This is a genomic window from Rufibacter ruber (genome assembly GCF_014138425.1).
Lineage (GTDB): Bacteria > Bacteroidota > Bacteroidia > Cytophagales > Hymenobacteraceae > Nibribacter > Nibribacter ruber_C.
Window position 1 is genome coordinate 48235 of the sequence record NZ_JACJIQ010000009.1, and the last position, 14686, is coordinate 62920.

Annotated in this window: 10 protein-coding genes and 3 tRNA genes; 4 read left to right on the plus strand and 9 right to left on the minus strand. The window is 54.7% G+C overall.

From position 1 onward, the window contains the following. Nucleotides 1–174: 174 nt before the first annotated feature. The 8 genes from bioA to FHS90_RS11895 all read right to left on the minus strand — a co-directional run bounded on the left by bioA (nt 175) and on the right by FHS90_RS11895 (nt 10424). Entirely contained in the window at nt 175–1458 is a 1284-nt protein-coding gene (gene bioA / locus FHS90_RS11860) for an adenosylmethionine--8-amino-7-oxononanoate transaminase (RefSeq protein WP_182513211.1), read from the minus strand. Further along, complete coding sequence (bioD, locus tag FHS90_RS11865) at nt 1436–2107, minus strand: dethiobiotin synthase (RefSeq protein ID WP_066836737.1); 672 nt, start codon at nt 2105–2107, stop codon at nt 1436–1438. Before bioD ends, bioA begins: the two co-directional genes overlap by 23 nt. Further along, nucleotides 2086–3222 carry an aminotransferase class I/II-fold pyridoxal phosphate-dependent enzyme gene (locus FHS90_RS11870; protein ID WP_182513212.1) on the minus strand — a complete coding sequence of 379 codons (1137 nt, stop codon included), beginning with the start codon at nt 3220–3222 and terminating at the stop codon, nt 2086–2088. Before FHS90_RS11870 ends, bioD begins: the two co-directional genes overlap by 22 nt. A gap of 9 nt (nt 3223–3231) precedes the next feature. Continuing rightward, nucleotides 3232–4278 carry a biotin synthase BioB gene (bioB, locus tag FHS90_RS11875; protein WP_182513213.1) on the minus strand — a complete coding sequence of 349 codons (1047 nt, stop codon included), beginning with the start codon at nt 4276–4278 and terminating at the stop codon, nt 3232–3234. Between the two features lie 368 nt (nt 4279–4646). After that, nucleotides 4647–5975: a toxin-antitoxin system YwqK family antitoxin gene (locus FHS90_RS11880; RefSeq protein WP_182513214.1), complete on the minus strand. Its 1329-nt coding sequence runs from the start codon at nt 5973–5975 to the stop codon at nt 4647–4649. A gap of 615 nt (nt 5976–6590) precedes the next feature. Continuing rightward, entirely contained in the window at nt 6591–7775 is a 1185-nt protein-coding gene (locus FHS90_RS11885) for an acetyl-CoA C-acyltransferase (protein WP_182513215.1), read from the minus strand. Between the two features lie 796 nt (nt 7776–8571). Beyond that, nucleotides 8572–9459 carry a tetratricopeptide repeat protein gene (locus FHS90_RS11890; protein ID WP_182513216.1) on the minus strand — a complete coding sequence of 296 codons (888 nt, stop codon included), beginning with the start codon at nt 9457–9459 and terminating at the stop codon, nt 8572–8574. Then, on the minus strand, nt 9456–10424 hold the full coding sequence (locus FHS90_RS11895) for a VWA domain-containing protein (protein ID WP_182513217.1): 969 nt from the start codon (nt 10422–10424) through the stop codon (nt 9456–9458). Before FHS90_RS11895 ends, FHS90_RS11890 begins: the two co-directional genes overlap by 4 nt. 313 nt (nt 10425–10737) lie before the next feature. Between FHS90_RS11895 and FHS90_RS11900 the strand changes: the two genes are divergently transcribed. From FHS90_RS11900 to FHS90_RS11910, 3 genes are all read left to right on the plus strand, one after another. Further along, nucleotides 10738–10825 (plus strand) — tRNA-Ser (locus tag FHS90_RS11900). A gap of 114 nt (nt 10826–10939) precedes the next feature. Then, nucleotides 10940–11013: transfer RNA gene (locus FHS90_RS11905), tRNA-Pro, on the plus strand. A 61-nt stretch (nt 11014–11074) separates the two neighbouring features. After that, nucleotides 11075–11148 (plus strand) — tRNA-Arg (locus FHS90_RS11910). A gap of 174 nt (nt 11149–11322) precedes the next feature. On the opposite strand, the gene cysM is transcribed toward FHS90_RS11910, so the two are convergent. After that, complete coding sequence (cysM, locus tag FHS90_RS11915; protein WP_182513218.1) at nt 11323–12201, minus strand: cysteine synthase CysM; 879 nt, start codon at nt 12199–12201, stop codon at nt 11323–11325. Nucleotides 12202–13014: 813 nt separating this feature from the next. On the opposite strand from cysM, the gene FHS90_RS11920 reads away from it, so the two are divergent. Beyond that, nucleotides 13015–14670, plus strand: coding sequence for a M1 family metallopeptidase (locus FHS90_RS11920; protein ID WP_182513219.1), 1656 nt, complete (start codon nt 13015–13017; stop codon nt 14668–14670). Nucleotides 14671–14686 lie beyond the last annotated feature (16 nt).

A 14686-nucleotide genomic window follows, 5' to 3' on the forward strand; every position in this document is an offset into this window, starting at 1 on the left:
TCCTTTCAGGAGGACAAAAGAGAATTTGGAAATGAAACCAGGCGCGTTCCCTCTCCTCAACAAGTATTTGCCGGTGCTGACTCTGCAGTATGGTAAGACATGAAGACATAAGCGGATACTTACGTCAAGCATTATGCTATTTCCTGTTTTTGACCTGTTTTTCCCAAAACAGCCTTAAAACGCACGGGCCACTATCAGCTGCCGCATGCCTTCCATGGTTTGATATACCTGCGCCAACTGCTCTGTCGTGATGCAATACGGCGGAAGCGCATAGACAATGTTCCCCAGCGGCCGCAGCAGCACTCCGTTTTCCAGAGAGAAGTTGTACAGCACGTCCCGCAGGTTGTGAAAGTAAGACGTCTCGCCCACCTCAAACTCCACGGCCAGAATGGTGCCCGTTTGCCGAACCTCTTTAATGCCTTCTTTCCCTGCCAACTCCTGGGCAAACGCCGCATGAGAAGCGGTAATGCGCTCCAGATTCTGCAGAAACTCCGGGGCCTCCACCAAATCAAGGCTGGCCAGAGAAGCGGCGCAGGCCACCGGATTAGCGGTGTAAGAATGGCCGTGGAAAAGGGCTTTGGTCTTGTCCTGGCTCAGAAAAGCGTTGTAAATTTCCTGGGTACAGGTGGTCACACCCAACGCCATGGTGCCGCCGGTGATGCCTTTGGAGAAACACATCACATCGGGTTGTTCCGTGAGGGAATCCATGGCAAACCGTTTGCCCGTGCGCCCGAAGCCCGTCATCACCTCATCGGCAATGGTCATCACCTTTTGTTTTCGGCAGAGCCGAAGCAATTCATTTAGCACCTCCGGCGAATACATCACCATACCGGCTGTACCTAGCACCAATGGCTCAAAGATGAAAGCGGCTATGTCTTCGTGCTGCAGCAACTCCTGCAAACGCGCTAGGGTTTGTTCTTCCTTTCCGGGCACCGGCACGGGCAGGAATTCCACGTCAAACAGATATTGCTGGAACGGACGCGTAAACACCGACCGCTCACTCACGCTCATCGCCCCGAAGGTGTCGCCGTGGTAGCTGCCTTCGAAGGCTATAATTTTGGTTTTCTCCACGCCTTGGTTGAACCAGTATTGCAGCACCATTTTCAGGGCCACTTCCACGGCGGTGGAGCCGTTATCCGTATAGAAAACGCGCGCTTGGTTGCTGGGCAAAAGCCTCAACAGTCGCTCGGCCAGCTGTACCGCCGGCTCATGGGTGAAGCCCGCAAATATCACGTGCTCCAGGGTCTGCAGCTGTTGGGAAACGCGCTGGGCAATGTGCGGGTGCGCGTGCCCGTGAATGTTCACCCACCAGGAAGAAACGGCGTCCAGATAGGTTTTCCCGTCTTCGGAAAAGAGTAATGCGCCTTCGCCGCGGGTGATGCCAATGGGCAGCGGGGCGGTCTGCATCTGGGTGTACGGGTGCCAAAGAATGGCTTTATCGCGCTGGGCTAAGCTCATGGGCAGACGGTAAAAAATGTTCCCTGAAAGTCTGGGCGTAGCCGGTAATCACGTCTGGGGTGAACTCGTCTTCCCAGAAAATGGTGGGCAGCCGCAGCAGTTTGGTGTAGTACAAGATAAAGTCCTCGGTAGACGCATTTGGCACGCCGTTGAAGATGATGCCCGCCACCGGAATCTTGCGGTACTTCAAGACCTCTACCGCCGACAGCGTGTGGTTGATGCTGCCCAGGTAATTTCTGGACACCAGAATCACCTCCAGGCCCAGCTGTTGAATGAGGTCAATGACCAAATCATTGTTGTTCAGCGGCACCATCAAGCCACCCGCGCCTTCTACCACCAAATGGTTTTTGGTGGCAGGGGCTTGGATCTCATCTAAGGAAATCCTGATGCCTTCGGCGGCGGCGGCCGTGTGGGGCGAAGCGGGCATCTGGAGCTTGTAGGCCTCCGGGTGAAAGGTAGAAACGGGGTTGGTGACCAAACGCTGCACCGCGTGCGTGTCTGAGTCTTCCAGGTTACCGGCCTGAATAGGTTTCCAATAGTCGGCTTGCAGGGCTTGGGTCAGGATGGCGGCGGCCACGGTTTTGCCCACGTCGGTGCCAATGCCGGTCACGAAGTAGCGTTTAGGGTCTAAAGGGTAAGCAGGTTCCATAGTTCTTGTACTTGGGCTTGGGTGTTGAAGGCGTGCAGCACTAACCGGAGCCGTTCTTTTCCGGCCGGAACGGTGGGGCTGAACACCGGGCGCACGTCAAAGCCCGCTTGTTGTATGTGTTGGGCTAACGCCCGAAGTGCCACCGGGTCCGGCAGTTGCCAGGCCTGGATGGGACTTGCGTTTTCGGCCTCTTTTCCAGAAAACAGGCCGAAAACAGGTTTCTCGTTTCGCGTGAGCGATTGGTAATAGTTGGCTAAGTCTTGCACTTGCTTCCGCGCAGCGGAAAGTTGGGGCAGCAGCCGGTACGCGTACTTAATGGCCGCCAATGACGCCAGCGGCAGCGCGGTGGTATAGACAAACGGACGGCTGAAGTTAAGCAGAAACTGCCGCAGTTCATTCGCACCCACCACGGCGGCCCCGTGGCAACCCACGGCTTTCCCGAAGGTCATGACCCGCGCAAACACTTTATCCTCCAGCCCCAGCGCCGACACCAAACCTTCGCCGTTTGATCCATACAGGCCGTTGCTGTGCGCCTCGTCTACCACCAGGTACAGCCCGTGCTCCTGACACAGCTCAGCCAACTCAGTCAATGGCGCGAAATCCCCGTCCATAGAATAGAGCGATTCTACGGCCACGTATACCTCGCCTTGGGCGCGGCCGAGTTTCTTCTTCAAGTCCTCCAGGTCATTGTGCTTAAACGGGAAACTCTGCGCGAAGCTGAGTTTAATGCCGTCTTTCATGGAAGCGTGGCTGGCCTCGTCATAGAAGATGGTATCGCCGCGCTGCGGCACCGAGGAGAAAAAACCGCAATTGGCCGCGTAACCAGAGGTGTACAGCAAGGCCGCCTCGGCGCGGTGAAAAGCGGCAATCTCAGTTTCCAGTTCCTCGGCGTACGCCGAATTGCCGCTCAACAACCTTGAGCCGGTGGCGCCGTGGGCGGGAATGCCGTCCAGTTCTTCTGCAATGAGCCGGGCCAGTTGCGTTGATTGTGCCAGGCCCAGGTAATCATTGGAACTGAAATCCACTAAGCCCGCGGGCGGGCACGTCAGCTGCCGAAGGATGCCGCGCTGGACACGGGTTTCCAGTTGCTGCAACAGACGTTCCGGCACCTTCATGGCAGTAAATTATTGGGCAGCTAGTTCAGCGGGAATAGCTTCTGCAGGGGCGGGCATGGTGCCACCGCAGGCGGTTTCGGTTTTGAAAGACTTGCGCGGGGTGAGGCCCAGCAGCTCAAACATGGCTTTGTCATCGGCGAAGCCAGGGTTGGGCGTGGTCAACAGCTTGTCACCGGAGAAAATGGAGTTGGCCCCGGCTAAGAAGCACAGCGCCTGCTCGCTCACCGGCATTTCCTGCCTCCCCGCCGACAGACGTACCATGGTTTTAGGCATGAGAATACGGGCGGTGGCAATCATGCGTACCATTTCCCAGACGCTCACGCGCGGCTGTTCGGCCAGCGGCGTGCCTTCAACGGGCACCAACGCATTTACCGGAACAGATTCTGGATGCTCGGCCAGGTTGGCCAGCACGTGGAGCATGGCAATGCGGTCATCATCGGTTTCGCCTAAGCCAATAATGCCGCCGCTGCAGACTGAGATACCGGCTTTGCGCACGTTGTCAATGGTGTTGAGGCGGTCGCCGTAGGTGCGGGTGGTGATGATGTTGCTGTAGTTTTCCTCAGACGTGTCCAGGTTATGGTTGTACGCGTAGAGACCAGCCTGTTTCAGACGCTCGGCCTGGTACTCGTTGACCATGCCCAGGGTGCAGCACACTTCCAGCCCCAGTTCGTTCACGCCTTCCACCATTTCCAGCACGCGGTCAAAATCGCGGTTGTCGCGCACTTCGCGCCAGGCGGCGCCCATGCAGAAGCGGGTGGAACCGCCTTCTTTGGCTTCCCGGGCGGCTTTTAGAACGGTTTCATTGCTCAACAGCTTGTGCACCGGCACATCTGTGTGGTAGCGCGCGGCCTGCGGACAGTAAGCGCAGTCCTCGGGGCAGCCGCCGGTTTTTACGCTCAGGAGCGTGCACACCTGCACTTCGCCAGTGGCCTGAAATTGCTTGTGCACCTGGCTGGCTTCTACAATGAGTTCCAACACGGGTTTATAGTAGATGGCGCGGATTTCCTCCATAGACCAATCGGTGCGGATTGGGGCGGTGTGCGTAGCGTCCGTCATAGTCAGTTCATGTCTGGTTTAGACGGCTAAAGTACGGCAGAAAACGCAATGCGGGAAATTTTAGGGCAGGAATCCGCAGGGCGGAAATTCTGTTTTTGGCTTGTTTTCTGAAAATCAGGCCGAAAACCAGAATTGTAGCGGCGTTACCCTGTAACGACGTGGTGCCACAATACAGCGTACGCTTCAATACCTACCAAGCGCCGTTGAGTAGATAATTTTAAGCTTTGAAGATGGTCTGTTCAGGAAGGGGCGGTTTTGTTGCATGGAGACACGGCGTTACAGGGTAACGCCGCTACGGCGTTTTCGGCCTGTTTTGGCCAAAATAGGCCGAAAACAGAAAATCAATCAGCAATTAACAATCAGCAATTCTAGTGCTTCTTCTCAGACTGCACCTGGCCGTTGCGGTACTCCACGGTTCTAAGAAGTTTGCCGCTCTCGTCGAAGAATTTCCAGGAGCCGGTCTCGCGGTTGTTGCGGTAGGCGCCGGCTTTTTCGGTTTTGCCGTTCTCGTAGAGCTGCTTGAACGTCCCGAATTTTAGGCCGTCTTTGTACAGGGCTTCTGACTTGACTTTGCCGCTGGGGTAGTAGGTGATTTCTGAGTTCAGGATTTTGTTGTTGAGGTAGGTGGCGCGGGTGGCTACCTGGCCGTTGTCATGGTAGGTGAGGCGCTCGCCGTTGATGCGGCCGTTCTTGTAGGGTTCAGAGAGCTTGAGCTGCTTGTTCTCGTAGAATTCCTGCCAGGTACTGAAGGGTTTGTTGTCTTTGAACTCCTGCTGCGCGGCCACGGCGCCGGAAGGGTAGTAGCGGGTGATTTTACGGTCCCGTTCGCCGTTGCTGTACTTGATTTCCTCTTTGAGCTTTCCGTTTTCGTCCCAGTACTGGGCCAGGCCTGTTTTAACGCCTTTGCTGAACGTGAGGGCGCTTCGTTTCTGGCCGTTCTCATAGTACGAGGTGGAAGGGCCTTCGGGCTTGCCCGCCAGTACGCTGCCCTCGGTCATGAGTTTGCCGGAGCGGTAGTAGCTTTTGAAGCGGGCGGGCTTGGTGGGGGCGGCGCTGAAGGTTTCGGTTTCCAGCTGGCCGTTGTCATAGTACGTTTTCACGTCGCCAATCAGCATGCCGTTTTTGTAGGTGGCCTCCGTTTCTTTCACGCCGTTGGGGTGGTAGGTGAGGGCCAGACCGCTCTGCTGCTTGTTCTGGTAAGTAATTTCTGACTTCAGTTTTCCGGAAGGGTAATACTCTTTCACCACCCCCTCAGGGAACCCGTCTTTCATGGTGGCCTCCTGCTTGAGCTGGCCGCTTTCATAGTAGTTTTTGAACAGGCCGCTCTGCACGTCATTCACGTACTGGCCTTCCTGCAGTTTGCTGCCGTTGGGGTAGGTGCTCACAAAGGTGCCGTTGCGTTTGCCGTCTTTGTACGGAATGATGAGCGAGGGTTTCCCGTCCTGGGAGAACTCGGTGTACAGGCTGTCGCGCTTGCCGTCTACCACTTTTACCAGGGCCAGGAGCTCGCCGGTGGTGTAATATTTGCGGTAATAGCCGTGCAGCACGGTATCTGGCTTGGTCTTGATGTAGTACTCCTCTTTGATGGCCGACTGCAGCGAGTCATAGTAGGTGACCACCCGCGTCTGCGCCTGCGCGGGGCGGGCAAGCCCGATGCCCAGCATCATACCAATACCTAGAAAGAGAAGTTTCTTCATGTCTGCAAAGCAATAACGGGATTTCATCTTTTCAAAACCAGGGCCGCGCCGTTTCCCGCTGGCCCATGGTCGCTTATGTATTCTGTTTTAGGCCTCTTTTTGCAAAAACAGCTCCAAAACAGAAATAATTTCTGGTAAGTGCTTTAACTGTTCCCCAAATCTGTTTCGTTAAGCCCACGCGTTTTACCCTCGCCTTTGCTGCTTGTGGGTACGCGCCAGCCGAAAGTCTCCCACGTCCGTTTGGTAGAGGAGAGTATCGCCTGGATTTGTAGCAACCAAGGCCGCTCTGATTTCAGGAAGGGCCTTTTCGCGTTTTCGGGCTGTTTTTGGAAAAACAGCCCGAAAACGCGAAAAGATCTGTCCGCCGCGCGGCCGGATTGCACTAAAACACAAAACCCTCGCTCAACTCCAGAAACCCTCGCTCAACTCCATAGATTGTATTACCAGTTGCATGCCGCCCATAATTAAGTTAGCAAAATAGGCGAGAACTCGGCCAGAGGCCGAAGACAGCCCACCTTCACCGGAAGGCGAGGGAGAGAGGTTCTCATTGGTTCCATAAAAAAAGCCTTACATAAAACGTAAGGCTTTTCAGGATTAGTATAGTTCTGCAGGCTGCTACATTTTCTCCAGCACAATGGCCGAGGCACCGCCGCCGCCGTTGCAGATGCCGGTCACGCCAATCTTGCCGCCTTTTTTCTCCAGCACGTTCAAGAGGGTGGTGACAATTCTAGCGCCTGAGGCTCCCAGCGGGTGACCCAGAGAAACCGCGCCGCCGTACACGTTCACGTTGCCGCCTTCCAGGCCTAGTTTCTGGTTGTTGGCCAGTGAAACCACCGAGAACGCCTCATTGATTTCATAGAAGTCTACTTCAGACGCCTCCACGCCGGCTACTTTCAACGCTTTGGGAATGGCCAGGGCGGGGGTGGTGGTGAACCATTTAGGCTCCTGCTCGGCATCGGCGAAGCCCCTGATTTTGGCAATGGGTTTCACGCCCAGTTCCTCGGCTTTCTCTTTGCTCATGAGCAAAATGGCCGCCGCGCCGTCATTCAGGGTAGAGGCGTTGGCCGCGGTCACGGTGCCTTCCTTGTCAAATACCGGACGCAGGCCCGGGATTTTCTCGAAGTTCACTTTGCTGTACTCTTCGTCTTCGGTGACCAGGATAGGGTCTTTTCCGCGCTGCGGAATCTCAACTGGCACAATCTCGTCTTTCAGGAAACCGCCTTTGGCTGCTTCGGCCGCCTTGCGGTATGAGCTGATGGCGTACTCGTCCTGCATTTCGCGGGTAATACCTAGCTCTTTGGCGGTATTCTCGGCGGCGTTGCCCATGTGGTAGTCGCCGTACACGTCCCAGAGGCCGTCTCTGATGAGGCCGTCAATCATCTGGCCGTGCCCCATTTTCGCCCCGAAGCGGGCTTTGTCCAGGTAATACGGCACGTTGCTCATGCTTTCCATGCCGCCCGCCACAATCACGTCTTTGTGACCCAGCATAATGGCCTGCGCCGCGAACATGATGGCCTTGGAGCCAGAGGCACACACTTTGTTCACCGTGGTGCACTCTACCTCGTAGCCCAGTCCGGCAAAAATAGCCGCCTGCCGCGCCGGGGCCTGGCCCAGGTTGGCCGACAGCACGTTGCCCATGATCACTTCCTGCACCTGGCTTTTGTCAACGCCGGCTTTCTCCAGCGCGCCTTTAATGGCAATGGCGCCCAGTTGCGTGGCAGATAAACTGGCCAATGCGCCGCCAAAGCTCCCGATGGGGGTACGCACCGCAGAAATGACATATACTTCTTTTACTTGCATATAAGTAGTGTTTTCTAGTTTGATGGTCTGAAATTACAGGTCTTGCTGTTAAAAAGCAAACGCTTGTTAGGCTGTGTTGGTTCTATTGTGCCCAAGTTTAAGAAAGATGCCCGTAAGGTGTAGCGTCTGTCGAGGTTTTTTCTGGCGGAATTGCCGGAGGAGGAACTTCTGTTTTGGGGCTGTTTTTCTGAAAACAGCCCCAAAACAGAATAGAAACTTTTGCACGGGTAGAGGCGGTGGGTTTTATAGGGCTGCAACAGCTGCTGGCGCAGACACTCCGGTCGCTACGAGGTCTTTTTGAAATAGCTGATTGCGTATGGCTGATTGTTCAAAGTACTGGCGCGAGACTCCAGACTCGTGCCTCCATGTGCCGGGTAGTCTCCAGCCTACCTTCGCGGGAACGCCGCGAAACCACAGATTTAGGGCATTTTTCCTGCTCTCGCTGCTGAACTAAAAAAAAGTTAATCCCGGCCCTGATTCCCGGCGGGTCTGGAGACTTGCGCCACTTCAAGGCACGAGTTGAAAACTCGCGACCGCACTTCTTTTCAGCAATCAACCATGAGCAAACGGCCTTTTCAAAAGACCTCGTAGCGTCTGGAGTGTCTGGGCCAGAAGCAACTGCAACTAAAAGACCTCACAGGTTTTCAAATCCTGTGAGGTCTGGCAAGAACTTCGGCTTTTGCCACTTGAGTAGCCTTTTCCCTCATCCTAACCTTCTCCCAGCGGGAGAAGGGACACCGCCTTTCCGTTTTCGGGCTGTTTTGGCCAAAACAGCCCGAAAACGCACGGAAGCATATTACCAGTCAGGGGAGCCGTCATCTTTTTTGGGGGCTCTGCGACGGGGGAGCTGCTGCAGGTACTGGGTTTCCTCCTGGCGCATGGCATCCAGGAGCTGACGGGCTTTCTCAGGGCTGAGGTTGATTTTCTGGAGGCGCTCGTAACGGGTCTGCAGCAGGGCGTCGTTCTGGCCGCCGGGGCGGTTGCCGCCGCTGCCGCCTGCGCCAGCACCATTCCCCTGGTTCTGGGTTTGTCCGCGTTGGGTGCCGGGGCTGTCTCCCTGGGCCCGTTGCTGATCTTGACCGGTTTGGCCGTTGTTGGCAGAAGCGGTCTTGCCCCCCGCTGGTTCCTGGCCGCTACCGCCCGCCTGTGTCTGGCCTTGTGAGGTGCCAGTAGAGGGGCTTCCGCTCTGCCTGCCTTTGCCGTTTTGGTTGCGCGGAGGCGGCAGCTGCTCCCCTTTTTCTGGGTGCAGCAACAGGTATTTCTGTAGGAGCTCATAATTGAAGCGGGCCTCCTGGTTCAGTTCATCGGCAATGAGGGCTTGTTTGCTGAAGGCCAGCGCCTTGGTGTAGTTCCCCTCTTCAGCCTCAATGACCGCCAGCTGGTTGGCCACCATAGATTTCAAACCCGGGTCTGAGGCGCTTTTAAGCAAGGCGCGGTAGAGGGGGGAGGCTTTGCTGAAATTGTGCAGCTGGAAATAACTGTGGGCAAGGTTCAACCGGACAGGAAGGAGCGGTGCGTCCCCTTCGGCCTTGGCCACTTTCTCATATAGGGCCGCCGCCTGCAGGTAATTTTTTCTTTGGAAGGCTGCCTCTGCCTGCCGGGCATACTGATTGCGGAGCGCAATGCGCTGCAGCCCCTCCAGCGGGGAGAAGGCGAGAAGCAGAACCAACCACCAGTAGCTCATATTTTAAGTACTTGTAACGTCCATAACACATCAACCACAATCAGGAACAGAGCCACCAGCAACGGGTACAGGTATTTGTTGGCCGCCACTTCTACCACCTTGGTCTGGCGCAGTTCGCTCTGGACGGCATTGACCGCACTGACCAGCCTGGGCAGCTCACTGATGCTCTGGTTGATCTCATAGTAGCTGCCGTTGGTTCGCTGGGCTATTTCCTGGAGCGCCTCGGGCACCAGCCTGGTGACCACGGTGTTCCCGTCCTGGTCCTGCTTAAATCCCCGCCCTTCGGGAATTTTGCCGCCTTCATAGGTGCCCGTCCCTACCGTGAACACATGTATTCCCTGGTTCACCAGGGGAGCGGTAGCCGCTTTCGTGTTTTCGCCAAAGGTTTCCCCATCTGTAAAAATGACCAGAATCTTAGACCTTTCTGTGCTCCTGCCGGTATCTGATTCCCTGAACTTTTGCGCGGCCAACTCCAGGGCCGGGGTGAGCCGGGCAGCCTCTGGGGGGGCCAGCGGCGTGCGCAGTGACTGCACAAACAGTTCCAGGGCGCTGTTGTCATAGGTAAACGGGGTGACCATGAAAGCTTCTGAGGAAAACCCGATCAGCCCCACCCGGTCAGCGTTGGACTGCACCAGAAACTCCCTTATTTCCTGTTTGACTTTCTCCAGCCGGGAGGGGGGCACGTCTGTGGCGTTCATAGACGGAGAAAGGTCTACGGCAATCAGCACATCTTTGCCGTTGGTTCTGATTTCTTTGGTCATGGCCCCAAAGGAAGGGCCCAGCAAGGCCACTATCAGCAACCCCATGTACAGGGTTCTGAGAACCGTCTTTACCCACAGCGCATTCGCCTTCTGGTGAAACTGGTGCGCCAGCCGTTTGATTCTGTAAAGATAGCCGCCATAGAGCACCACAAAGAAGAGGAGCAGGAAGAACTCTATAGAAGTAAACGGCAGGTACCAGGTCATTGGCGAAACGGTGGCAAACGTGAAGTGACGGGCTACCCGGGTAAGGGGCAGCTACGGTAAGAACCGGCAAGTTAAAAAGAAACCAGCTAACACAGCGCCCCGTTTGGGCCCGGTATGCCGCCCGCAGGTGTTTTGAGGTAAAACGGCAGGGGGGAAGGATTATTTTGCAAAAATAATTGAGCAGGTAAGCCCCTGGTAAAGAACAAAATGCTGGGGAAACGGGGCGGCGGGTATAAATTTTTTTGGCGGCGGCCTTGTTAAAGTGAAGCGGGTTCACCTATATTTGCACACTCTTTAACCGAAAGAGCTGCCCGGAGAGATGGGTGAGTGGCTGAAACCAGCAGTTTGCTAAACTGCCGTACCTCTAAAGGGTACCGGGGGTTCGAATCCCCCTCTCTCCGCGAAATTTTCCTGAAAATTTATTTTGACAAGAGAATTTCATTTCATATCTTTGCACCGCAATTCACCAGAAAGGTTAGGGTTAGGTTAGTTGGTTAACTGGTAATTGCAGGTTTCGGGGTGTAGCGTAGCCCGGTATCGCGCCACATTTGGGATGTGGAGGTCGTAGGTTCGAATCCTGCCACCCCGACGAAAAAAGATGAGTAATGTTGGATGTAGAAACATTCTCCATTACTCATTTTTGTTTCGATGGTCTCATAGCTCAGCTGGATAGAGCAACTGCCTTCTAAGCAGTAGGTCTTTGGTTCGAATCCAAATGGGATCACACCGGTTTATAAAAAAGCCTCTTCACAAGATGTGGAGAGGCTTTTTTGTTTTTTGACTCCTTGAAATAAACGTTTCTAACCGCTATTCAAATTCTGTTCTGAGGTATGTCCAAGCTTAGAAGTTGGGCAACCGCACCTCCCTTCTAAAATGGCTAATTTATTCCCGTAAACCTTTACCCGAACAGGGAGGAGCTCAAATACCGGTCTCCGCGGTCACAGACAATGAACACAATGAGCCCTTCCTCCAGTTCTTGCGCCAGCTGACAGGCCGCGTGCAAAGCCCCCCCGCTGCTCATGCCCGCCAGAATCCCTTCTTCTTTGGCCAGCCGCCGGGTCATGGTGACTGCTTCTGATTCGCTGATGTCCAGAAGCCGGTCTACGCGGGAAGGTTCATAGATCTGGGGCAGGTACTCTGGTGACCAGCGCCTGATTCCCGGTATGTTGGAACCCTCAGAGGGTTGCGTGCCCACAATCTGCACCTCAGGATTCTGTTCTTTCAGGTACCTGGACACGCCCATGATGGTTCCGGTGGTGCCCATGGCTGATACAAAATGGGTGACCTTCCCGTGGGTGCCCCGCCAGATCTCGGGGCCCGTGCTGGTATAGTGGGCCTGGTAATTATCTGGGTTGCCAAATTGGTTGAGCATATAATAGCCTTCTCGGGCGGCCATGTCTTCGGCTACCTCCCGGGAGTATTCAATGGTTTTGGCGGCAGGGGTTAAAATGAGGTTCGCCCCGTACGCCTCCATAGCCTTAACCCGTTCAGCCGTGGAGTTGTCTGGCATGATCAGCGTGATGTGCAGCCCCAACGTTTGTGCCACCATGGCCAGGGCAATGCCGGTGTTCCCGCTGGTGGCCTCTACCAGCTGGTTCCCCGGCTTGATGTCCCCGCGCGCCAGCGCATTCTTGATCATGGCATAGGCGGGACGGTCTTTAACGCTTCCGGCGGGGTTCTGGCCTTCCAGTTTCCCCAGGATCTTTACCTTGGGGTTGGGGTTTACCTGGCTTATGTCTACCAGCGGTGTGTTCCCTATGAGGTCAAATATATTCATCGTCAAAAATGTTTAGGTTACCGGCTGCGCCCATGGGGCGAAACTCATACATACCGTACAATAAACCAAAAGTTGGGTGGTAACGGTTGAGAAACTGGGTGGGTTTGCAAGGCGCAGGACTTCAAACACTACTATTTAAGTTAGCTGAAGTTTTAAAACACCTTCAAAAGGGATTTTAGCGGCTGGTAAGCGGCTGCCAACGAGGCTGGAGACCCAACCATTTTATGTTACAAGTCCACAGTCCCGCACCAGCATTACCCTTATTGCCAAAAGATAACCTGAGTAAGGCAGATGACAGAAAGATGCTGATTGATGTTTTTGAAACTGGCAGGTAAAGGCTGCCGGGTAAGTTTTTTTCCAGCCAGTGGTTTCTGTTTCCGGGCTATTTTTCTGAAAACAGCCCTAAAACAGAAATTAGAATCTTTGCCAGATGCTGTTCTATTATAACACTAAACAGCCTCTTACTGTGTAAATGTCATTTGCATAGCACTGGCATGAGTTTTCAAACTTGTGCTACAGGATTGATTCAGTCTTCAGGCTCCATGAAACGTTACCAGGTTCTTCATCAGCATGCGCCATAATCAGAGGCTAACGGTAGATGATTGCGGGCGAGAAATTTCCTGGCTGAAATGATGTTGCTCTTCAGGAAAAACTGCCGGATCAGGTGCCGTTATACCAATGGCAGCCGTTTTTTTTGTAACGTTGTAAAATGCGTTTTCGGCCTGTTTTTCTAAAAGTAAGCCAAAAACAGAAACAAGAGTTTTGGGGCAAACGGATGTGTGCTTGTTCCTGTATTTTTTAAATAGATGCAATATGATTACCCGTTCCGCCTGCCATGCCGCAGGAGTTTTCCTGTTGCTGCTTGTCTCTAGCACCAGTGCGTTTTCACAAAAAAACCGCACCTTCACCCGCCAGGACACCCTGCGCGGTTCCATCACCCCAGAGCGGGCGTGGTGGGATCTGGTACATTATGACCTGCGCATCAAAGTGAACCCCCAGGACAGTTCCATGCACGGGACCAACCTGGTGCGGTACAAAGTGCTAAAAGCACAGCAGGTCATGCAGCTGGACCTGCAGCCCCCCATGCGCATTACCCAGGTCACCCAGAACGGGCAGCAGCTGGCGGTAAAACAGGACGGAAACGCCTGGTACATCACCCTGCCCGGGAAGCAGGCGGTGGGGGCTTTGCATGCGGTGGAGGTGCAGTTCGGCGGCAAGCCCAAAGTGAGCCGGAACCCGCCCTGGAGCGGCGGGGTAACCTGGAAGAAAGACCCCGCCGGAAACCCTTTTATTGCCACTTCAGTGCAGGGGGAGGGGGCCAGCCTGTTCTGGCCTAACAAAGACCACATGTATGATGAGCCCGACAGCATGATGATTAGGGTGACGGTGCCCAAGAACCTGATGGATGTCTCCAACGGACGTCTGCGCCAGGTAGAAAACCACCCCGACGGCTCCAGAACCTTTCACTGGGCAGTGACCAACCCCATCAACAACTACGGGGTGAATGTGAACGTGGGGGATTACGTGCATTTCTCTGAGGTCTACCCCGGCGAAAAGGGCAACCTGGACTGTGACTATTATGTGCTGCGAGACAATCTGGACAAGGCTAAAGCGCAGTTCAAAGATGTACCGCGTATGCTCAAAGCCTTTGAGCACTGGTTTGGGCCGTACCCCTTCTATGAAGACGGCTTCAAGCTGGTAGAGGTGCCGTACCTGGGCATGGAGCACCAGAGCTCAGTCACCTACGGAAACAAATACCGCAACGGCTACCTGGGGCGCGACCTGAGCGGCTCTGGCTGGGGGCTTAAGTTTGACTACATCATCATCCATGAGAGTGGCCATGAGTGGTTCGCCAACAACATCACCTACAAAGACATTGCAGATATGTGGGTGCATGAGAGCTTCACCACGTATTCTGAGCCAATTTTTGTAGAATACCACTACGGCAAGCAGGCGGGGAGCGAGTACGCCATTGGGCTACGGCGAAACATTGCCAATGACAAACCTATTATTGGCCCCTACCACGTGAATGCCAGCGGCTCTGGAGACATGTACCCCAAAGGGGCGAACATGCTGCACACGCTCAGGCAGGTGGTACGGGATGACGAGAAATGGCGGAAGATCCTGCGCGGGCTGAACCAGGAGTTCTACCACCAGACCGTGACCTCTGCCCAGATTGAAAACTACCTGAGCCGGCAGATTGGCCGTGACCTGAACCCTTTCTTTGACCAGTACCTGCGTGATGTGCGCATTCCGGTGCTGGAGTACAGGCTGGAAGGCAACAGGCTCAGCTACCGCTGGACCAATACCGTGTCCGGGTTCAACCTGCCGGTGAAAGTGCAGGCCGGGGAGAAGGAGCTATGGCTGGAGCCGGTAACCACCAAATGGAAAACCACCAAAACCAAAGCGGCCGTCACAGACATAAAGGTAGACCCTAACTTTTATGTGAGTCAGAAAAAGGCAGAGTAGCTACCTGCTAACTATT